The sequence below is a fragment of the Parvularcula sp. IMCC14364 genome (assembly GCF_030758415.1).
Lineage (GTDB): Bacteria > Pseudomonadota > Alphaproteobacteria > Caulobacterales > Parvularculaceae > Aquisalinus.
In genome coordinates this window covers 268880-288182 of the sequence record NZ_CP132334.1, presented here as the reverse complement: position 1 = coordinate 288182, position 19303 = coordinate 268880, and the positions used below count along the sequence as shown (strand labels likewise).

Genomic DNA, 19303 nt, shown 5'->3' with positions numbered 1-19303 from the left:
CGTCTCAGGCATCCCGGCGTTTAAGTGAAAAGGCGAAAAAGACCACCAGCAATGTGGCGGCAAGACCAAACCAGGTCAGCGCGTATTCGAGGTGGCGATTATTGAAATCCAGACGGGTCGTATTCCCCTTTGGCCATGCTGCCGGGTTCTCACTGCCGCTTGAATCAACCCAGACAGGCAGGGCTTTCACGCCCGCCGCACCGGCAAACACCATCGGATCGCGTACATACCATTCATTTCTGGCCGGATCATTTTGCGGGGTCAACGCGCCGGCAATAGCCGGACTTTCCTGCGGGGTGCGCAAAAGACCCGTCACGACAGGTAGCGTATCATTTTCATCCGCTGCGATCAGGCTGTCCGGTCTGGTCTCACGCGCCTTGAAAGTATCAGCAGTAAACCCACGATTGATGTACAAAACAGCGTCCTCATCAATAAAATCAGGCTGCCTTTTATGAAATGAGGCCGGCGTGAAAACGTACCAGCCTGCCACCCCTTCAAGCGAGCCAAACACATGCGCTTCACGCGGATGATTATAGACCAATTGCACCCACACAGGCGTATATTCCATGTCCTCGCCCTCAAGCCACCGGCGATAGGCTTCGGCAAATTCGATAGGCTCCGCGTTTGTGCGGGCTTCGACACGCGCAATGAGATCTTCTTTCCAGGCGAGGCGCTGCACCTGCCACGTGCCCAGACTGATCAGAATCGCAAGGCCAATAAGCGTCGCAACGGTAAGGGCGGGTTTGAACGCGAACTGCATCAGCCTTCGTCCCCCTTGGACGGATCCAGCCTGCTCACCTCAGCCTTGTTGGCATATTGCAAGGCGAAAAGCAGGGCTTTCAAGCGGGGCAACAGATAAAAGCTGGAGAGTAGGATCACGATGATACCGCCCAAAAACGCGATCAGCATGGGCAGATACAGACTGAAACGCAGGAGAAAAACAACAGCAACCGCCAGAAACCCGACAATGAATATCGCAAATACAGCCGGCCCGTCGCCGCTGTCGGCCTTGCTGTAATCAAGACCACATGCATAGCATCGCTCAGCCATGGTCAGATATTTACTGAACAGGTCGCCCTGACCACATTGCGGGCATTTGCAGGACAATCCCGCCGCATAAGGCGATAGCGACGGGTGATCTGACACGGGTGGCGACTACCAGAGACCCTGATTGCCCATCACATAGATGCAGGCGAACAGGAACAGCCAGACAACGTCCACGAAGTGCCAGTACCACGCAGCGGATTCAAAACCGAAATGACGCTCTGAGGTGAAATGCCCCGCCATGCCACGGAAATAGCACACCAGCAGGAAGATCGTCCCGACCAGAACATGGAAGCCATGGAAACCTGTCGCCATGAAGAAGGTGCCACCATAGGTTTCACCAGAGAAGGTGAACATGTTCAGCGCAAAGACTTCATAATACTCGTAGGCCTGCAGGAAACTGAAAAAGGCGCCGAGCAGAATAGTGATCAGCAATCCCTGCATGAAGCCGGACCGGTCACCAACCTGTAGAGCGTGGTGCGCCCAGGTTACCGTCGTGCCAGAAAGCAGCAGCACCAGTGTGTTGATCAGCGGCAGCTGCCACGGGCTGAGCGGCTCGACGCCCGCTGGCGGATAGACACCGCCAGTTGCATGTAACCGTGCATCATTTTGCAAATGAGCTGGCAGGCCATCGGCGTTCAGCATCTGTGATCCGTCAGCCAGCAGTACCGCATCGCCGGCACCAGGGAACAGGGCCAGACCGAAGAAAGCCCAGAACCAGGCGACAAAAAACATTACCTCAGAGGCAATAAACAAAACCATGCCATAGCGCAGACCAATGCGCACCACAGGCTTGGTATTCTCACCGCTTTTCACGCTTTCATCGACAACGTCTTTCCACCAGCCGGCCATCGTCAGAAGCACAAGGGAAAAACCAAAGAAGAAGATCCAGTTGCCTTTCAGCTGAAACAGCGCCGTGTCAGGCTGTGCACCGCCAACCAGAATGCCATCAGAGCCGGAATGCCCCCAGGTCACAGCGCCGAGCATCATGATCATGGCAGCAACAGACCCGACCAGCGGCCACGGGCTCGGGTTTACGAGGTGATAATCGTGTTTAACAGCACCAGCCATGAGCGGACATCCTTATATTCGGTCAGTATTTTGGTGTTGATGTAACGCGCTTGGCGTTGAAACTCAAACAGTCAAATGCACCAGCAGTGCATGTTTTTCAACGGTTTTCGTAAACGTTTGTTTCGGCACTGCCGCTATAGGCGAGTTTCTCGCGCTCGGCATTCTCGTTGCGGTAAAATGTATAGGACAACGTGATGGTTGTAACATCATCGAGGTTTTCTTCATCCGCAATCGCCGGGTCGATATAATAGGTCATGGGCATGGAGACACGCTGCCCCGGCTCCAGCAATTGCTCTGTGAAACAGAAACACTCGATCTTGCGAAAATACAGGCCGGCCTTGGCAGGTTGTACATTGAATGTCGCACTGCCGATCACTGGCGAGTCCGAAAGGTTTTCAGCCTCGTAATAGGCAAGGCCTGTCTCACCAATCTGCAGGGTCTGGGAGACCTGCTCGGGCTTGAAATGCCAGGGAAGATTTTTTGAGGTCGTGGCATCGAAACGGATCGTGATTGTCCGGTCAAGAATTTCGCCAGAAGCCACTTCTGAACGCTGCGTTGTGCCGCCCCAGCCAGTGATCTGGCAGAATACGCGATAGGCTGGCACGGCGGCAAAGGACATGCCCACCATGGCAAAAACTACTGTCACAACAATCAGGGCGGTTCTTGAATTCTTGTCAGCAGGCAGTTTCATCCGGCTGCGCCTCCGATACGCAAAACGGTTATTGTGAACACGAGCACAATAAATACGACAATAGCCCCGGCAATCGCGAGGCTGCGTTTATTGCGCTGCTTCAGTTCTTCACCCGTTGGCGTGTAGGTTTCGCCCGTCGCATGAGCGGCATGCATGGACAGGAAATCCGCTGCGCTTGCGGCAGGTGCGGTCGTCTGGTCAGGACGCTGCTGCGGCGTTTCCTGTGCAGCCTGCCCGGGCGCATCAGGTTTTTTTTCAGTCTTGCTCGATTTCTCAGTCATCTTATCAGCCATGGAACCCCAGCCAGTGCTCCGCCAGCAAGGCGGCAAACAATGTAAATAGATATAGGATGGAAAAACCAAAAAGCGACTTGGCAGCCTTGTCCATTTCTGCACCCGGCCCGGCCCGGTATAACCGGAAAGACAGGCCGACAAAGAACATGCCGAAAACAGCCGCGATCACGCCGTAGAGAAGACCGGCAACCGGGAAAAAGACCGGGGTCACCGCCAGCGGCGCGACGATCAGCGCATAGATGAGTATCTCCGTCCGGGTCCGCGCTTCGCCTTTGACATTGGGCATCATCGGAATACCGGCCGCCTCATAGTCAGCGCTTTTGAACAGTGCCAGCGCCCAGAAATGTGGCGGCGTCCAGAAAAAGATGATCGCAAACAGCAGCCATGCCTCAATCGGCGCGGTGCCTGTGACTGCCGCCCAGGCCACGACCGGCGGCAAAGCACCCGCCGCACCGCCGATGACAATGTTCTGCGGTGTCAGGCGCTTCAGAAACATGGAATAGATCACGGCGTAAAAAAAGATCGTGAAGGCGAGCAGGGCCGCCGCAAGATAATTGGCCGCAAGTGCCAGCACAATGACCGACAGAACCGACAGAAACAGACCGAAAGCAAAGGCTTCGGGTCGATCGACGCGACCGGAAGGAATAGGCCGTGCTTTCGTGCGCGACATGACCGCATCAATATCGGCATCCCACCACATGTTCAGGGCACCGGAAGCCCCCGCCCCGACAGCAATCGCCAGAAGGGAAAAAGCGGCCAGCCAGATATTACCTACCGGTCCGGGTGCAGCCACCATACCCACCAGTGCCGTGAAGATGACCAGCGACATCACACGCGGCTTCAACAGCGCCACGTAATCCATGGTGCCACCCGTCGACATGAGCCGTGGTTCGGCTGTGTTCATGCTGGTCTGCTCGGTCATCGCGCGCTTATGGCGTTTTTTCCGGTCAGGGACAATAGCCAAACCCGAGCATGTACCCGTCCGGATCAAGGACCCGCAGTTCGGTGCAGCCATGGGGTTTAAGCGTTGGGCCATCATGGATGGCAGTGCCGCGTTTTTGCAAATCCCGGTGGATAACATCAATATCACGCACCCAGATATACGCATCCCAAAGATCAAGCCCCGGCACGAGGTCGCGGTTGAAACTGCCCGGTTTCTCGCCCAACCGCAGCATGATGGCCGCCCCTTCTGCCTGCGCAATGCAGAAGCCTGGCTTAGCCGACCAGTCCGGCTCCGGCACATCAAAGCCGAGCTTGTCGCGGTACCAGTGCACGGAACGCTTCATGTCTGTCACGATGAAGACGGCGGCGGTATCCAGGAAGGTTCTATGGTCCTGATGCATGACTACACTCTGGCGCCAATTGCGGCTGAGGGAAAGTTAAACGAAAGTTAAGTGAACCAACTGCGCCCTCAGACTTTTCTCCCGCAAGAGCCAAATGCTCTTGAAACCGGCAGTCGCCGGTTTTGAAAGAAGATATACTGATGAACCGTATATTGATGACAGGGACGATTATGAGTGCCGCTTTTTCATATGCAGGCTTTCACCATTTCCCGATAAAGATCAGCATGGGTTCCCTCATGGTTCGCCATGCCCGGCTGGGTCAGGCATCCTTTAGGCGCTATAAAACTGTTAATCTTGCGTACCGGGTTTTCGTGCCAGCCAATATTGAAGACTGCAAATTTGGGGTAAAACATCATTGAGCTGTAAGGCAGATGGTCATGTATCCACCAGGCCATTGCCTGCCAGTCTCCTGTTTCCTCAAAATACGGAATGAACCCGTTGACAACTATTGTGGCCATAGCCCCCATATAACCGTCCGGGTCACGACGATCCCAGATATGGCGACCATAATTACTTTCATTGCTGGCACAGCCAAGGTCATTCTCGTTACCATACTGATTGACCGCCGGACTTCGATAGGCAGAGCGAATACTGATTCTGCCAAATTGTGCCTGTAAGGGCTCCAGCAGCTCCTCACATAATTTGTTGCCTGCGGCGATGGCAAGGTCCGGGTCATCCGGGATATTCTGTATACCGCAATAATTGGAAATTTCAGAATATAGCATATCGCGCATGAAGAAGGATGGCGAGAGCCTGACACGCCCGAGCTTTTCCAGAGACCTAATCGAACCGGGTTTCTTCATCTTCCCTCCTGGCGCAAACATAAAAAGCCGGACGCGAAGCCCGGCTTTTTATTCATAGGATCAAAATGCCTATTTCATTTTGGGCAGTTCATTGAACTGGTGGAATGGTGGTGGAGAGGACAATGTCCACTCGAGGCTGGTTGCGCCTTCACCCCATGGATTGGCCTCACCCTTGCGGCGGACGATAAAGGCTTCAGCCACACCAACGAGCCAGATCAGCACACCAACGATTGTAATCAGATAGCCAACAGTAGAGATGTAGTTCCAGTACTCAAAGGCTGCAGGGTAATCAATGTAGCGACGCGGCATCCCCTGCAGGCCAAGGAAATGTTGCGGGAAGAAGATCAGGTTCACCCCGATAAACATCGTCCAGAAATGCAAGCCGCCCAGGAAGCCATTATATTTCACGCCGAACATTTTTTCGAACCAGTAATACCAGCCCGCAAAAATACCGAACACAGCACCGAGTGACAGCACGTAATGGAAGTGCGCCACCACATAATAAGTGTCATGCAGCGCGTGGTCGATACCGGCATTGGCAAGCACCACACCTGTAACACCGCCAACCGTGAAGAGGAAGATGAAGCCAATGGCCCAGAGCATTGGCACCTTGAAGTCAATTGAGCCGCCCCACATTGTCGCAATCCAGGAGAAGATTTTGACGCCGGTTGGCACCGCGATCACCATCGTGGCCGCCACAAAATAGGCTTTCATGTCCACCGAAAGGCCGACCGTGTACATATGGTGTGCCCAGACGATGAAGCCGACAAAACCAATCGCCACCATTGCATATGCCATCGCCAGATAGCCAAAAACCGGCTTTTTGGAGAATGTCGCAACGATGTGAGAGATAATCCCGAAGGCTGGCAGAATAAGAATGTAGACTTCCGGGTGTCCGAAGAACCAGAACAGGTGCTGATACAGAATAGGATCACCACCGCCAGCAGGATCAAAGAAGGTTGTATCAAACAGACGGTCCGTCAACAGCATGGTAATCGCCCCAGCCAGCACTGGCAGAGACAGCACGAGCAGGAACGCCGTGACCAGCACAGCCCAGGGGAAAAGTTCCATCTTGTGCAAGGTGATGCCAGGGGCACGCATGTTGAAGATCGTCGTAATGAAGTTGATCGCGCCGAGGATCGAGGAAGCACCGGCAAGGTGCAAGGACACAATCAACAGGTCCATCGCCGGGCCTGTGCCCTGCGTCGAGAGCGGCGGATAGAGAACCCAGCCACCGCCAAAGCCGAGTTGCCCCGCATAACCGGGCACAAACATGGATAGCGTCAACAGGGCCGCAGAAGCCGCATAGAGCCAAAACGAAATATTGTTCATGCGCGGGAAGGCCATGTCCGGCGCGCCGATCATGATCGGTACAAACCAGTTGCCAAAGCCCCCAATAAGGGCGGGCATCACCATGAAGAAGATCATGATCAGGCCGTGATAGGTAATCAGCACGTTATAGAAGTTCTTTGCCGCTGCCAGCTGCGCTTCTGGTGGCAAGGTCTGGTCGGTAAAACTGGTGAGGAACGTCACACCAGGTTCAGCCAGCTCTATGCGCATCAGACCAGACATCGCCCCGCCGATCAGGCCAGCGAGGATAGCGAAGATCAGGTATAGTGTCCCGATATCCTTGTGGTTTGTGGACCAGAACCAGCGCACGAAAAAGGATGGCACGTGGTCGTCATGGTGATCTGCAGTTTTTGCGTCAGCCATTGTCAGTTTCCCTCAGTTAGTCTTGCAGCTGGTCAGCTGTGTCAGCGACAGCCGCAGCAAATTTCGGTGTTTCATCTTTGGTTGCGAACATCGGCTCCATGCCATTGAAGTCGCGTTGTTCATCAACCCAGGTGTTGAACTGCTCACGCGGCATCACTTCGACAGTGATGGGCATATAGGCATGATCAATACCGCAGATTTCCGAACACTGGCCGTAATACTTGTTCACGCCATTGGGCCTGTAGGCCGGGGCCTGAAACCATGTCTCGTTCAGACGACCTGGCACAGCATCAACCTTGATCGAGAAGGCCGGGATGGTCCACGAGTGGATCACATCAATAGCCGTTGTAATAATACGGATTGTCTCGCCTTCAGGCACCACAACATTCGTGTCGGTTTCCAGCAGCCACAATCTCGGATCAGAGACCTGATCTTCCGGCATCAGGTTGGACGCAAACTCGAAATCACCAAAGTCAGGATAGGCATAATCCCAGCCCCACTGACGGCCTGAAGCCTTGATGGTAATGGTTGGTGCCGGCACGATAACGCTGCGGTCTTCACCCCAGAACGGCCTTGGACCTGTGCGGCTGCGTCCAGCCACAATTCTGATGCCTTCATTCGGGCGCAAAGCCTCATTCATGACCAGCGTTACAATGGGATCACGCAGATCACGCAAGGTGTAATCATCGCGATATGACAATTTCGCCATCGCCCCGTTGGTCAGGTTCACCTTGAAGACATCCACATGATCGCGGTTGGCGACCTTGCGTGACTTGGGAAAGTCATTGTCGATAGCATATTCAACCGTCTGGCCATCGCCTTCATAGGTGAACACCTTGCCGTCCGGAATAACGTCTTCCTTGTAAAGAAGTTCAAACGAGAACAGTGCGATATAGGCGAGGATAAACATCGGAATAACCGTCCACACAACCTCGATAAAGGTATTGTGCGAGAACTTCGCCGGTACCGGGTTGGCCTTGCTGTTATAGCGCACAATAACCCAGACAAGCAGCGCCAGCACAAATACGGAAATGAAGGTTATAACCGGCATCAGCACCCAGTTATGGAAAAAATGCACTTCTTCAGCCAGCGGTGTCGCTGCATCCTGAAAGGAATATCCCTTGTCTTCGGGCTGGCTGGCCAGCGCCGGAAGCATCAGGAGTGTGGTTACGAAAGCTGCGGCAGCAGCAGGCATTGATTTCAAAAATGGTCTTACGGACATAAGCCAAAAGGTCTTTCTATTGGTCAGATAGCTGCGGCACGGGCGCAAATTTTGCGACGCTTATGAGCCTCACGCTGTCAATCTTCAAGGCGATATAGACCGATTTTTGCAGAAACACAGCGATTCTTTCAGCTGATGTGCCTGTTGCCGCCGCTTTGGATAATTGCAGATAGCCCGATACCAATCACAATCGCTTCTGTGTTAGGATCACACGATCAAACTGTTGGGGTAATCACTCATGGCTGACTTTGACCAGCGGGAAACGCCGGAACTTATACGCGCGCTGTCCCCTGCCCTTTATGGCGATCGCGATGTCTTCGCACGGGAGAAACAGGCTATTTTCGCCAGAACATGGCGCCTCGTGGGCCATGAGAACATGCTGGCATCTGCTGGTGACTTTATTACGGATGATTTTGCAGGCACATCAATCATGCTGGTGCGCGGAGCAGATGAAGAAATCCGGGCTTTCTATAATATCTGTCCGCACCGGGCTGGCCCCCTGGCAACAGAGTTTACCGGGAACTGCGGCCACGAGCTGACGTGTAAATATCACGGCTGGCGTTTCATGCTGGATGGCCGTCTGCGCGCCGCCCGTGATTTCGGGAACGCCGCAGGCTTTGATCCGCGAGACTTCGGGCTGAAACCGGTCAGGCTTGAGCAATGGCGTCGTTTCCTGTTTGTGGTGATGGATGAGGACGCAGCACCGCTGGCTGCACTGATGGCCCCGATCGAGGAGGCATGGCCAGAAACGGCAATACAGCCCTTCGCCCTGCGCCGCAGCCACGAGATTGCTTGTGACTGGAAAGCCTATGTGGAGAATTATCTCGAAGGCTATCATGTGCCGACCCTGCATCCGACCCTTGATGCAGAGATTGTCTCTGAGGATTATCAGGTCGAAATGCATGATCAGGTCGCCGTGCACACAGCCCCGTCAAAGGGGGAAGACGCCGTCTATACGGGCTTCTGGGGCTGGGTTTTTCCGTTACTGGGCATCAATGTCTATCAGCATGGGGTGATGATGGAGCGCATTTCGCCCGTCGGCCCGGACCGGACGCGGCTGGATTATCTCTATTTCTTCGATCCGGCACGCCGTGATGAGTTGGAAGCGATGCTGAAACTTTCCGACGCGGTCACGGCAGAAGATGTGTGGATCTGTGAGCGCGTCCAGAAAAACCTGACCTCCGGTGTCTATGAACCCGGCCCGCTCTCCCCCCGTCATGAAGGTGCAGTTCGTTGGTTTCAGGATCAGATACGCAGCCGGCTAGAGCTCGACGGATGACCACGGAGAACGCATGAGCCAGAACGAGAAGAAACTGGGACCGATGCTCGCGACATTCGTGGTCGCGGGAAACATGATTGGCTCCGGCGTTTTTCTGCTCCCTGCTGGCCTTGCACAAACCGGCTCTTCCAGCATGATCGGCTGGCTTGTTGCTGCCATCGGCGCGGCAATCCTCGCTTGTGTCTATGCACTTCTCGGGACCATCCGTCCGCAGAAAGAAGGTCTGACCGATTATCCGGTCAGCGCCTTCAACCGTGGCGCAGGTTTTCTGTCATGGGCAGCATACTGGATTTCCTGCTGGGTGGGCAACGTCGCCGTTATTCTTGCGGCCGTTGGCTATCTTGCCAGCCTGTTTCCGGGCGGCATCAGCCGCTTTATGGAAAGCCTGATCCTTATTGGTCTGATCTGGGGATTGGCGCTGGCTAATCTGGCCGGCGCCAAACAGATGGGCAGGATCGCCGGGGCAACACTTATCATCGGTATATTGCCGATTTTGGCAGTGACGGCTCTGGGTATGATTCATTTTGATGCTGACCTTTTCGCATCTTCCTGGAATGTCAGCGATGCACCGCTGACAGCATCCATCCCGCCAACCATTCTGACAATTTTCTGGGCTTTTCTGGGGCTGGAAAGCGCCAATGCTGTCGCGGCTGTCGTTAAAGACCCCCGGCGTAATCTTGCCATCGCAGCTGTCGGCGGTGTCAGTATGGCCGCTCTGCTTTATGCCGCAGCCTGCGCGGCGCTGTTTGGTATCTTGCCAGCAGCAGAAATGGCTGCATCCTCTGCACCTTTCGCAGATGCCGCAACAAAAGTTGCAGGCGCCGGGTTCGGGGCATTGATTGCCATTGCGGCAATTACGCGCACCATAGGATGTGCCGGTGGCTGGTTTCTTGTTTCAGCCCAGAGCAGCCGTGCCGCGGCGGTGATGGGATTTCTGCCCGCAGGCCTCAAAGAGGAGAATCATATCGAACGGCCTGTACGGAATATCCTGCTGATCGCTATCCTTATGACTCTGGTTGTGTTTGCCACCCTCTCCCCGACCCTTAACGGGCAGTTTCTGGCCATTGTCGATTTTTCCGTACTGCTCTTTATGGCCGTTTACGCAATTTCTGCGGCAGCATTGATCCGGTTTGCGGCACAATTACGCGATGTGCGGCACCGGCGCCTGACCCGGCTGCTGGGCGGCATCGCCATCGTCTATTGCCTATTTGTTGCCGTGGGGTCTTTTTGAGGTCAGATAATCATGATGGATACGATCTTTTTCACTTACATCCCGAGCCCCGTTGGCAACTTCCTACTGGCAGGCCGCGATGGCGCCCTGACCTGCACATCTTTCACGACCGGACACCGTGACCGGCAGCCGCAGAGCGACTGGCGCGAAGATGCAGGCCCTTTCAGCGAAATCATCCCTCAGTTTACGGCCTATTTTGAAGGGGAGGCCACACAGTTTGATATCCCGTTGAGGTCACAGGGCACCGATTTCCAGAAAAAAGTCTGGCAGGCGCTCACCGCCATTCCCTATGGCAGGACCTGGTCCTATGGCGATCTGGCCCGCAAGGTCGGCAACCCGAATGCAAGCCGGGCTGTCGGCGCGGCCAATGGCGCCAACCCGTTGCCGGTCATTGTACCCTGTCACCGGGTGATCGGCGCCAGTGGAAAACTGACCGGTTTTGGTGGGGGTCTTGATACCAAGGCCACGCTTCTGCGACTGGAAGGACTCACCATTGACGATCGTGACCGTCAACTGGAGTTGATCTGAGCCCCGGCATCATCCACATATACGGTATGTCAGATTCTTTTTTCTTCTCCCGCACCGACCTCGACCGCTCCCGCACCCAAGGCATTGTTGATGATGCCCTGAACGACTTTGAGGATGGCGAGCTTTATCTGGAATACAGCCAGTCAGAAGCCTTCATTTTCGACGACAACCGTCTGAAAAATGCGAGCTACGATGTGAGCCAGGGCTTTGGCCTGCGCGCCGTGGACAATGAAACCACCGGCTACGCCCATTCATCGGATTTTTCCGAAGCCGCGCTGAAACGGGCGGCATCCTCGGTGCAAGCTGTCAAAACCGGCAAGAATGTGAGCCTGGCAGATGGGCCGGTTGGCACAAATACGAAGCTCTATGATGAAGCCAATCCGCTGGATGAAGTCCCCTTTGAGGTCAAAACCCGGCTTCTGGAAGAAATCAACGCCTATGCCCGGGACAGTGATGACCGGGTGCGGCAGGTCTCCTGCTCCCTGTCCGGTGAGTGGGTTTCGGTGGAGATCATGCGTCCCGGTGGCCAGCTCGTGCGCGATATTCGCCCCCTTGTGCGGCTGAATGTTTCTGTCACGGCAGGTGACGGTGACCGGCAGGAAACCGGCAGTCACGGGGTTGGGGGCCGCGAAGGCTACGCCCGTTTCATTGACCCGGCACAGTGGCAGGGTCAGGTGGATGAAGCCCTGCGGCAGGCACTGACCAATCTCGAAGCAGAGGCAGCCCCGGCTGGGGAAATGGAAGTAGTGCTTGGCCCCGGCTGGACCGGCGTTTTGTTGCACGAAGCTGTTGGCCATGGGCTCGAGGGCGATTTCAACCGCAAGGGCACTTCCGCCTTTGCCGGCCTGATGGGCGAACAGGTGGCCGCAAAAGGCGTTACCGTGATCGACGATGGCACCATGGAGAAACGCCGCGGCTCCCTGACGGTTGATGATGAAGGCACCCCGACAAGCCGCACAGTCCTGATCGAGGATGGCATCCTGAAAGGCTATATGCAGGACCGCATGAATGCCCGGCTGATGGGCATGGCCGCCACCGGCAATGGCCGACGCGAGAGCTATGCCTATGCGCCGATGCCGCGCATGACCAATACGTTCATGCTGAATGGCCAGCACAGTCAGGAAGAAATCATCCGCTCCGTGAAGGACGGGATTTTTGCCGTCAATTTTTCAGGTGGTCAGGTCGATATCACTTCCGGCAAATTCGTCTTCAATTGTACCGAGGCTTATCGTGTTCAGAACGGTGTCATCGGGGCACCGCTGAAAAATGTTGCCCTGATCGGCAATGGCCCGACGGTGATGAAAGAGGTTTCCATGATCGGCAATGATCTGGAGCTTGATCCCGGTGTCGGGGTTTGCGGCAAGGCAGGCCAGGGCGTACCGGTCGGCGTCGGTCAGCCCTCCCTCAAGATTGACAAGCTGACAGTCGGCGGTGCCGCAGCCTGATCAAAAATAGGCCGAGAAACCGGTACTGTCAGACGCAGACTGTGCCCGGGCGCGCATGGACGCTGCGCGATTTTCAGCACGCATGGCCGAAATGATCTCATCATAAGCCGTGTTGATTTTCTGCGTTGCCCGGCGCGCGGCGTAGACAATCTCGCTGTCAAGATCGAGCGCAGCAATCCGGTCGGGATGACAGGCTTTCATGCGGCGCTTCCACGCCTCCTTGACCTCCCCCAGTGACGCGCCTTTCTGAATTCTCAAAATGGCATATGGATTTGTCTCAGCGGCGGGCACCGGCATGATCTCCCGCGCCTCAATAATACTGTTGCGGGCCACAAGCCGCGTCTCGCCCGCGCTGGTTTCCACTTCCACGAAAGGTTCCCCGCCATTCATGAACATCGCAAATGTCTGACCAGTGGGCAGATGCATCTCTCCCTCAATCGCCTTGTCGCCGGTTGTCACAAAATGGACCAGTATTTTTGTCTGACTTGACTGAGGGGCGGACTTTTCAAACATGGCACACTCTTTATGCTTTACAGGTTGTTAGGGAAGAACCTGCAGGGAATATGCCATTAACGGGAATTAACCACGACTGCGACTTTTCCAGTGTCGCAGGCCGGGCATTTGCCTGGCCAACCCGGCGCACGTGGATTGAAGCGGGCGGCATTGCCTGCGTGTTCGGCCTGATCGCCGTACCCTTTGGGCTGACCAGCGGCCTGTTGCAGTGGCAGCCGGCGGCGGCGGCGGGGCTGCTGCCGGTGATGCTGGTGGCGTTTTTCGCCCCCGCCTTACTGGAAGAGATCGTGTTTCGAGGCCCGTTGCTCCTGCTGGCTGGCAGGCCCGGAAGGGCAATGGCGGCGATTTTTCTCTTGTGCCTGTTTATTCTGTGGCACCCGCTGAACGGAACATACTTTCTCACGGATGCCGGGCCACTGTTTTCAGACATGCGTTTTTTGATGATTGCCGCTGGACTGGGCATCACCTGCACGCTCATCACCCTGCGCAGTAACAGCCTCTGGCCTGCGATACTGTTTCACTGGCTCGTGGTGGTCGCCTGGAAAGGCCTGTTTGGTGGGCCGGATTTCCTGACAGGAGCAGTCTGATGTTTCGCACCCGTTTTGCGCCCTCGCCCACGGGCTATCTGCATCTGGGCCATGCGCTCTCTGCACTGACCGTTGCCCATTTTGCCCGGCAGGCCGGGGGGGAGATGCTGCTGAGAATCGAAAACACAGACTTCACACGCTGCCGCGATGAATATGAATCCGCGATTTTTGACGATCTTGACTGGCTCGGACTTGACTGGCCGACGCCTGTGCGTCGGCAAACAGCGCATTTTCCTGAATACAAAAAGGCCTTACAGAAATTGATTGACGCACATGTTGTTTATAGATGCTTCCTCTCCCGCAAGGAACTCATGACCATCATCGACAGTAATCCGGAGATGAGCGCGCACGGGCCAGACGGGCCTGTCTATTTCGGCCAGCCACTGCCAGCAAGCGAGGAGGCGCACCTGATTGAACAGGGCACGCCATTTGCCTGGCGCCTGAGCATTCGGGCAGCGCGTGATATGCTTTGTACTGACTGGTCTGATATAAGCTACGCCGAGCGATCCTCTGGTGGCGAGATGCTGGTTGCCAGACACAAGGCAACACCGGAAATCTTCGGTGATGCCGTTATCGCCCGCAAGGATATTGGCACCAGCTATCATCTTGCTTCTGTGCATGACGACGCCTTACAGGGCATAACGCATGTCATTCGCGGCGATGACCTGAAACAGGCGGTTCATCTTCACCGGTTACTGCAGGTGCTGCTGGACCTGCCCGAGCCGGTATATCAGCATCATCGTCTGCTCACTGATGATGCAGGGAAAAAACTTTCAAAGCGGGATGAGAGCCCGTCCCTGAAGCAGATGCGCGAGAGCGGCGTCAGGACCGCGGACGTCAAGGCGCAGATCGCCGATCTGTTGCAGGACTAGGGGTGCCTATTCAGCCTGCGGACCGCCTGCGACGACTTTCAGCTCCGGTGTCGCCATGTCCGGCTTGGACATTTTGGTGATGCCATTGAACTTTGCGCCCTCATCAATGACGATAGAAGGGCATTCAACTTCGCCATCCACAAGGGAGCCTTGCCGCAGGATAACCCGGTCAGCCGCGCGCACCGCGCCTTTCACCGTGCCGTAAACTTCCACAATGGTGCTGCCAAGAACATTGCCATTGACCTCGGCCCCGGCGCCGATCACCAGATGATCGTCAGACACAAGATCGCCTTCAACAATACCTGAAATCCTGCTGGGGCCCTTGCAGGTCAGCTTGCCTTCAAGCTGGCACCCGGGGGCAAGAACAGTATCACACTTCATTTCAGTGTTGGCGTTGAACATGATCGACCTTTGTTTGTTGAGAATAGATGCTGCAGGTTTCGTACCAGCCGAACCCGCAGCACCTCCAAGTCAGTTAGCGCCGCAGGGTGACATCCCCGCCGCTTGACGTATCCGCGTCCATGACGCTCGGACCGCCAAAAACCACAATGTCAGCCCCGGAAGAAGCATCAGCGTTCAGCTCTTTGCTCACATGCATGACAATATCTGCGCCGCTCGACGCATCCGCGTCACCGATTTCACAGATCAGACCTTTTGCATCAATATCGGAACCGGAAGATGCATCAGCACTGATGCGGCCACATTTGCCGGAAACTTCTGCGTCTGCGCCGCTTGAGGATTCAACACTGAAAGTTTCAGAATCGATACCTTTGGCGATCGCATCCGCACCGGAAGAAACATCCAGATCCACCAGCGATGGCATGGTGATATAGACAGTCGTTTTCGGACCGCTCCAGTTCCAGTTGATATTGCGTTTCTTGCCAATAGAAAGCGTTGAGCCGTCAACGCCGATTTTCATCCATTCCAGCTTGCCGCCTTCGCGTGTTTCAGCCCGCACGCTGAAATCATCACCAACGCTGATCTCGGCATCATAGCCGGACGAAACGCTGACGCGGTCAAAGCCGCTGAAATCATAGTCCTGTGATTCCATGGCAAAAGCTGGTGCAACAGCGATCCCCATCACTGCCACAAGCGTAAGTGCAGATTTCTGCATGTTGTAATCTCCAAAAGTTACAACGCCCTACGGGGATACTGCCGCCCCCGGGCGTCAAAATCAAGCACGGTCCCGGCTCTGCGCCGGTATATGATAGCGAAAATGCCGCTTTACCGGCCAGAGGAACAGAACATTCTCGTGGCGCGGTGTACCACTCAGATGGTGAATGACCAGCGGCGTACCGTCGGCGGCCTTTTGCGCCGAGACAATTCCGATATGCGGTGTTGTGCCACCGCCATATTTGGGCACCATCCAGCTGACCAGATCCCCTGGCTGATAGTCTGCCGGATTACGACTGGCGGGCAGGGCCGCCCCCTGCCGGGTGAAGAACACTTCAAGATTGAGCACACGGCGATGGTCGATATTCCGGTCGGGTCGTGACAGACCCCAGACCCGCTGGCTGGGATAGGCTGCAAAATCATCACGCATGTCCTCATGCAGGCGCTTTTGCAGATCCACGCCCAGACGGCGATAGGCACGGACAAGCACATCAGAACAGACCCCTTGTGTGGCGGGCACATCTCCCCAGGGGTAATCCAGGCCGACATAGCTACCATTATACTGGAGGTCACGGCGCACACTTTCCAGCGCTGCTTGCGCCAGCAACGCACCGAAATTCTGCGACTCAGCCGTTTCCTGCGCGTTGGCGCTCATACCGGCACTGGTGCTGGCAAAAACCATGGACAGGCCGACAGCAGCCAGCAACAGGGCGAAATGGTGCCGGGGAAATATGCATTGTCTGTTCATGATCTCAACATCTCCTTCGGTCGCGCGCTGGTTCAGCGTAGCATCAAAATGCGCCCGCCGGGAACATGTCTGCACGCGCAAAGCCCACCGGGGATATACACGCATGGCGTGTGCCATGACACCAACACATCTTGATTTGCCAGACAGGCTGTTTTGGCTAGTATGAAAACGTATTGGTGACAGGAAATACGCCATGTCTGTGACAGCGCCTGCCGACAAGCGGCACATGGATGCCGCGCTGGAGAAAAGTGACCTGAAGGCGTCGCTTTATCTCGGCGGCGCGTTTGCCTTCTATATTCTCTCTTTACTGGTCACCTTATCCGACGCGCCAATCTGGGTGCGGGTGCTGGCCTGCATGGTGCACACCATCACACTCTCGGTATTGTTCACCATCGGCCATGACTGCGTGCATAATGCCTTCTTCCGGACGCGCTTCTGGAACCGCTGGGGCGGGCGTTTTGCCTTCGGCTTTCTGCTGCACTCCACCTCATTGTGGAAGCAGGTGCACAATATCAATCACCATGGGCGCACAAACCTGAAAGGCGTGGATGATGTCTGGGCACCGTTCAGCCCGGAGGAGTTCCGTACCCTGCCCGGATGGCGGCAATGGCTGGAGCGTGTCTACAGAGGCCCATTCGGCCATCTGATCTATTATCAGAGCCAGTATCTTCTGCCCAAGGTCATCCTGCCGATCTGGGGAGAGACGCGCATCCACTGGCGCAAACATGTATTTGACAGCGGCTTCGTGGTCTTTTTCTGCGCCGGGCTCATCCTGCTGACATTGGGGCTGAAGGCGCTTGTCAATCCGCAAGGGTCTCTATGGGTTGCCCTGTTACTGGCATCCGTCATCCCTTTTATCATCTGGAACGCGCTGCTGTCTTTTACGATATATGTTCAGCACACGAATCCGGGTGTGCACTGGTTTGACCGGCTGGATGACTGGAGCCATCATAATGCCCATATACGCGGCACCGTTGACACCATACTGCCCACAGGCGTTATCCCGCTTTATGCCGAAGTAATGCGGCATACGGCACATCACGATAATCCGACAACACCCATTTATGCCCTGCCCGTGGCGCAGGAACGCCTGAACGCCCTGCATACAGATGACATAACCCGGTTCAGGGTAAACTGGCCGGAATACTGGCAGATTGTCCGGGCCTGCAAGCTGTATGACTACCGCAAGCGCTGCTGGACAGACTTTGACGGCCAGCCCACCTCGCCAACCTACTTTGAGCGCTTCAACATGCCCGCTGACCCGGCCTGAGAACTGAACGGGGTTTGGCCTTCTCGGCAAAGCTGCCTGCCAGCTCAACTGACCGCTTATCTGGTCTTGTTTTCACAGTTTCTTAACTACGCCTATCAGGCGTTTCTTAAATTTTTAATGGCATGGTCAGTGTCGTTATGATAAAATTGATCAATAAATTTATCCGCGATACGAGTGGTAATTTCGCAATGATTGCCGCGCTCGCGTCCCCTGTGCTCATGCTGATGACGGCTGGTGCGATGGACATGGCGCGCTATCGCGGGGCTGTTGATGAGTTACAGGATATTGCAGATTTTGCAGCAATCGCCGGCGCGCGCGAGATGGTGTTGGCAAACTCGAATGCAGGCAGCATTGAAACCGCTGTGCAGAATGTCATTCAATCCCGCATGGGGTCAAAATTCAGCGGAGAAACGTATACCAAGCTGGTAGATGTGCGCATGAATGACGGTCAAGTCTCTGTTGATCTTTCAATTCAAATTGACGGAATGTTGGGCCAAAGCCTGTTCCCGGATAATGGCCTGGACACCTGGTCAAAGCAGACAGTAATGCAATCGCCACCGGATCTTCGCAAATCTGCGTCATCAGTCTCTCTCCTCATAGAAAAGGATCCTTCACGATGAGTAGGAGGAGCAAATTACAGGCGGATGGCTGCAGTATCTATGTCAATTCTGACCATACCGAAGCTGCTCGCCTGAAAGACGCGTCAAGAGTATACGCTGATGTTCTATGCTCTGCAGGCGGCGTGAAATAAGGCTCCCGGAATGAGACGAGCACGTCACTGATCACTGATTGTCCGTCTATTGATGACCCTCTTAAAGACAGGCGGCCACCTCAGTATCCTGCCAGTTGCCAGGAGGTCAATCTCGAATTGGGCGACATTATCAGAACCGAGGAGGAGAACAGTGAAGACGGTGATGATGTCGATGATGTCGATGATGATATCGACGATCCAGAAAACAATGCAGACGACAATATTGTAAATTATGATTCAATCGACGCAATGGAATTCAATGATCACACAGTGCTGAGTCCCGGTGTATATTGCGGTGGTATCAACATCGGACAAAATATCCAGGTAGAATTCGAACCAGGCACGTACATCATTCAGGACGGGCCCTTCATTGTTGATCGAAATTCCCATGTTAATGGTGAAGGCGTAGGCTTCTATTTTACAGGTGAAAATTCTTACTTCAATTTTCTTGCAGGGTCAGCCGTAACATTTACAGCGCCAGAAACTGGCGATTTCGCGGGAATGTTATTCATGGAAGACAGGAACAAACCAGCACGGACAAAATTCATAATCGCCAGGCACCTGACAGATGAACTGCTGGGCACAATTTACCTTCCGAGAAGTCGCATAATCGTACAATCCCCCAGTTCGGTCGGGCAGGACTCAGCGTACACAGTCATCGTCGCATGGAGAATTCATGTGGGAAATAGATCATCGTTATTCCTGAACTCGGATTACAGCGCAACTGATGTCCCCGTTCCGGAGGGCGTAGGCCCAGTAAACGGATCAATTTACCTTACAAACTGA

Annotated in this window: 23 protein-coding genes; 9 read left to right on the top strand and 14 right to left on the bottom strand. The window is 55.0% G+C overall.

The features are described from left to right. Window positions 1-4 precede the first annotated feature (4 nt). From RAL90_RS01390 to RAL90_RS01345, 10 genes are all read right to left on the bottom strand, one after another. On the bottom strand, window positions 5-760 hold the full coding sequence (locus RAL90_RS01390; protein ID WP_306252744.1) for an SURF1 family protein: 756 nt from the start codon (window positions 758-760) through the stop codon (window positions 5-7). After that, window positions 760-1146: a DUF983 domain-containing protein gene (locus RAL90_RS01385; protein ID WP_306252743.1), complete on the bottom strand. Its 387-nt coding sequence runs from the start codon at window positions 1144-1146 to the stop codon at window positions 760-762. The genes RAL90_RS01390 and RAL90_RS01385 overlap by 1 nt, the downstream gene beginning before the upstream one ends. 9 nt (window positions 1147-1155) lie before the next feature. Next, window positions 1156-2115, bottom strand: a complete 960-nt coding sequence (locus tag RAL90_RS01380; RefSeq protein ID WP_306252742.1) for a cytochrome c oxidase subunit 3 — start codon at window positions 2113-2115, stop codon at window positions 1156-1158. Window positions 2116-2212: 97 nt separating this feature from the next. After that, window positions 2213-2806, bottom strand: coding sequence for a cytochrome c oxidase assembly protein (locus tag RAL90_RS01375; RefSeq protein WP_306252741.1), 594 nt, complete (start codon window positions 2804-2806; stop codon window positions 2213-2215). Beyond that, window positions 2803-3087 (bottom strand): hypothetical protein, encoded by a 285-nt coding sequence (locus tag RAL90_RS01370; protein WP_306252740.1) that lies wholly within the window; start codon window positions 3085-3087, stop codon window positions 2803-2805. The genes RAL90_RS01375 and RAL90_RS01370 overlap by 4 nt, the downstream gene beginning before the upstream one ends. Window positions 3088-3091: 4 nt before the next feature. Then, entirely contained in the window at window positions 3092-4003 is a 912-nt protein-coding gene (locus tag RAL90_RS01365) for a heme o synthase (protein WP_306252739.1), read from the bottom strand. 43 nt (window positions 4004-4046) lie between these two features. After that, the gene (locus tag RAL90_RS01360) at window positions 4047-4442 is read right to left on the bottom strand and encodes a VOC family protein (protein ID WP_306252738.1); all 396 of its coding nucleotides are present in this window, start codon (window positions 4440-4442) and stop codon (window positions 4047-4049) included. A gap of 185 nt (window positions 4443-4627) precedes the next feature. Next, window positions 4628-5245: a hypothetical protein gene (locus tag RAL90_RS01355; RefSeq protein WP_306252737.1), complete on the bottom strand. Its 618-nt coding sequence runs from the start codon at window positions 5243-5245 to the stop codon at window positions 4628-4630. 69 nt (window positions 5246-5314) lie between these two features. After that, complete coding sequence (ctaD, locus tag RAL90_RS01350) at window positions 5315-6958, bottom strand: cytochrome c oxidase subunit I (RefSeq protein WP_306252736.1); 1644 nt, start codon at window positions 6956-6958, stop codon at window positions 5315-5317. Between the two features lie 16 nt (window positions 6959-6974). Then, entirely contained in the window at window positions 6975-8180 is a 1206-nt protein-coding gene (locus RAL90_RS01345) for a cytochrome c oxidase subunit II (protein WP_306252735.1), read from the bottom strand. Window positions 8181-8418: 238 nt separating this feature from the next. Between RAL90_RS01345 and RAL90_RS01340 the strand changes: the two genes are divergently transcribed. From RAL90_RS01340 to tldD, 4 genes are read left to right on the top strand one after another with little or no spacing between them, the layout of a single operon-like run. Further along, entirely contained in the window at window positions 8419-9459 is a 1041-nt protein-coding gene (locus RAL90_RS01340; RefSeq protein ID WP_306252734.1) for an aromatic ring-hydroxylating dioxygenase subunit alpha, read from the top strand. Between the two features lie 13 nt (window positions 9460-9472). Further along, on the top strand, window positions 9473-10690 hold the full coding sequence (locus RAL90_RS01335) for an amino acid permease (protein ID WP_306252733.1): 1218 nt from the start codon (window positions 9473-9475) through the stop codon (window positions 10688-10690). Between the two features lie 12 nt (window positions 10691-10702). Beyond that, the gene (locus tag RAL90_RS01330) at window positions 10703-11218 is read left to right on the top strand and encodes a methylated-DNA--[protein]-cysteine S-methyltransferase (RefSeq protein WP_306252732.1); all 516 of its coding nucleotides are present in this window, start codon (window positions 10703-10705) and stop codon (window positions 11216-11218) included. A 26-nt stretch (window positions 11219-11244) separates the two neighbouring features. Next, window positions 11245-12663: a metalloprotease TldD gene (tldD, locus tag RAL90_RS01325; RefSeq protein WP_306252731.1), complete on the top strand. Its 1419-nt coding sequence runs from the start codon at window positions 11245-11247 to the stop codon at window positions 12661-12663. Here the strand turns inward: tldD and RAL90_RS01320 are convergent, their stop codons facing one another. Continuing rightward, window positions 12664-13176, bottom strand: a complete 513-nt coding sequence (locus tag RAL90_RS01320; RefSeq protein ID WP_306252730.1) for a J domain-containing protein — start codon at window positions 13174-13176, stop codon at window positions 12664-12666. It lies immediately after the preceding gene. 50 nt (window positions 13177-13226) lie between these two features. Between RAL90_RS01320 and RAL90_RS01315 the strand changes: the two genes are divergently transcribed. Together RAL90_RS01315 and gluQRS are read left to right on the top strand one after the other, a co-directional pair. After that, a complete protein-coding gene (locus tag RAL90_RS01315; protein WP_306252729.1) occupies window positions 13227-13763 on the top strand; it encodes a type II CAAX prenyl endopeptidase Rce1 family protein in 537 nt (178 codons plus the stop codon). Beyond that, window positions 13763-14635: a tRNA glutamyl-Q(34) synthetase GluQRS gene (gene gluQRS, locus RAL90_RS01310; protein ID WP_306252728.1), complete on the top strand. Its 873-nt coding sequence runs from the start codon at window positions 13763-13765 to the stop codon at window positions 14633-14635. Before RAL90_RS01315 ends, gluQRS begins: the two co-directional genes overlap by 1 nt. A 6-nt stretch (window positions 14636-14641) precedes the next feature. Here gluQRS and RAL90_RS01305 read toward each other — a convergent pair whose 3' ends face one another. The 3 genes from RAL90_RS01305 to RAL90_RS01295 form a co-directional block, all read right to left on the bottom strand. After that, window positions 14642-15037, bottom strand: a complete 396-nt coding sequence (locus RAL90_RS01305; RefSeq protein ID WP_306252727.1) for a polymer-forming cytoskeletal protein — start codon at window positions 15035-15037, stop codon at window positions 14642-14644. Between the two features lie 73 nt (window positions 15038-15110). Then, complete coding sequence (locus tag RAL90_RS01300; protein ID WP_306252726.1) at window positions 15111-15749, bottom strand: head GIN domain-containing protein; 639 nt, start codon at window positions 15747-15749, stop codon at window positions 15111-15113. Between the two features lie 60 nt (window positions 15750-15809). Further along, the gene (locus RAL90_RS01295; protein WP_306252725.1) at window positions 15810-16601 is read right to left on the bottom strand and encodes a DUF1287 domain-containing protein; all 792 of its coding nucleotides are present in this window, start codon (window positions 16599-16601) and stop codon (window positions 15810-15812) included. Between the two features lie 88 nt (window positions 16602-16689). Here RAL90_RS01295 and RAL90_RS01290 point away from each other — a divergent pair, with 88 nt between their 5' ends. From RAL90_RS01290 to RAL90_RS01280, 3 genes are all read left to right on the top strand, one after another. Next, a complete protein-coding gene (locus RAL90_RS01290) occupies window positions 16690-17766 on the top strand; it encodes a fatty acid desaturase (RefSeq protein WP_306252724.1) in 1077 nt (358 codons plus the stop codon). A gap of 137 nt (window positions 17767-17903) precedes the next feature. Beyond that, on the top strand, window positions 17904-18386 hold the full coding sequence (locus RAL90_RS01285; RefSeq protein ID WP_306252723.1) for a TadE/TadG family type IV pilus assembly protein: 483 nt from the start codon (window positions 17904-17906) through the stop codon (window positions 18384-18386). A gap of 248 nt (window positions 18387-18634) precedes the next feature. Then, window positions 18635-19303 carry a hypothetical protein gene (locus RAL90_RS01280; protein WP_306252722.1) on the top strand — a complete coding sequence of 223 codons (669 nt, stop codon included), beginning with the start codon at window positions 18635-18637 and terminating at the stop codon, window positions 19301-19303.

Bases quoted from the DNA above. Each gene is read 5' to 3' on its own strand.
- RAL90_RS01390 (WP_306252744.1), bottom strand. From the start codon at position 760: ATGCAGTTCGCGTTCAAACCCGCCCTTACCGTTGCGACGCTTATTGGC.
- RAL90_RS01380 (WP_306252742.1), bottom strand. From the start codon at position 2,115: ATGGCTGGTGCTGTTAAACACGATTATCACCTCGTAAACCCGAGCCCG.
- RAL90_RS01375 (WP_306252741.1), bottom strand. From the start codon at position 2,806: ATGAAACTGCCTGCTGACAAGAATTCAAGAACCGCCCTGATTGTTGTG.
- RAL90_RS01370 (WP_306252740.1), bottom strand. From the start codon at position 3,087: ATGACTGAGAAATCGAGCAAGACTGAAAAAAAACCTGATGCGCCCGGG.
- RAL90_RS01365 (WP_306252739.1), bottom strand. From the start codon at position 4,003: ATGAACACAGCCGAACCACGGCTCATGTCGACGGGTGGCACCATGGAT.
- RAL90_RS01360 (WP_306252738.1), bottom strand. From the start codon at position 4,442: ATGCATCAGGACCATAGAACCTTCCTGGATACCGCCGCCGTCTTCATC.
- RAL90_RS01355 (WP_306252737.1), bottom strand. From the start codon at position 5,245: ATGAAGAAACCCGGTTCGATTAGGTCTCTGGAAAAGCTCGGGCGTGTC.
- ctaD (WP_306252736.1), bottom strand. From the start codon at position 6,958: ATGGCTGACGCAAAAACTGCAGATCACCATGACGACCACGTGCCATCC.
- RAL90_RS01345 (WP_306252735.1), bottom strand. From the start codon at position 8,180: ATGTCCGTAAGACCATTTTTGAAATCAATGCCTGCTGCTGCCGCAGCT.
- RAL90_RS01340 (WP_306252734.1), top strand. From the start codon at position 8,419: ATGGCTGACTTTGACCAGCGGGAAACGCCGGAACTTATACGCGCGCTG.
- RAL90_RS01335 (WP_306252733.1), top strand. From the start codon at position 9,473: ATGAGCCAGAACGAGAAGAAACTGGGACCGATGCTCGCGACATTCGTG.
- RAL90_RS01330 (WP_306252732.1), top strand. From the start codon at position 10,703: ATGATGGATACGATCTTTTTCACTTACATCCCGAGCCCCGTTGGCAAC.
- tldD (WP_306252731.1), top strand. From the start codon at position 11,245: ATGTCAGATTCTTTTTTCTTCTCCCGCACCGACCTCGACCGCTCCCGC.
- RAL90_RS01320 (WP_306252730.1), bottom strand. From the start codon at position 13,176: ATGTTTGAAAAGTCCGCCCCTCAGTCAAGTCAGACAAAAATACTGGTC.
- RAL90_RS01315 (WP_306252729.1), top strand. From the start codon at position 13,227: ATGCCATTAACGGGAATTAACCACGACTGCGACTTTTCCAGTGTCGCA.
- gluQRS (WP_306252728.1), top strand. From the start codon at position 13,763: ATGTTTCGCACCCGTTTTGCGCCCTCGCCCACGGGCTATCTGCATCTG.
- RAL90_RS01305 (WP_306252727.1), bottom strand. From the start codon at position 15,037: ATGTTCAACGCCAACACTGAAATGAAGTGTGATACTGTTCTTGCCCCC.
- RAL90_RS01300 (WP_306252726.1), bottom strand. From the start codon at position 15,749: ATGCAGAAATCTGCACTTACGCTTGTGGCAGTGATGGGGATCGCTGTT.
- RAL90_RS01295 (WP_306252725.1), bottom strand. From the start codon at position 16,601: ATGCGTGTATATCCCCGGTGGGCTTTGCGCGTGCAGACATGTTCCCGG.
- RAL90_RS01290 (WP_306252724.1), top strand. From the start codon at position 16,690: ATGTCTGTGACAGCGCCTGCCGACAAGCGGCACATGGATGCCGCGCTG.
- RAL90_RS01285 (WP_306252723.1), top strand. From the start codon at position 17,904: ATGATAAAATTGATCAATAAATTTATCCGCGATACGAGTGGTAATTTC.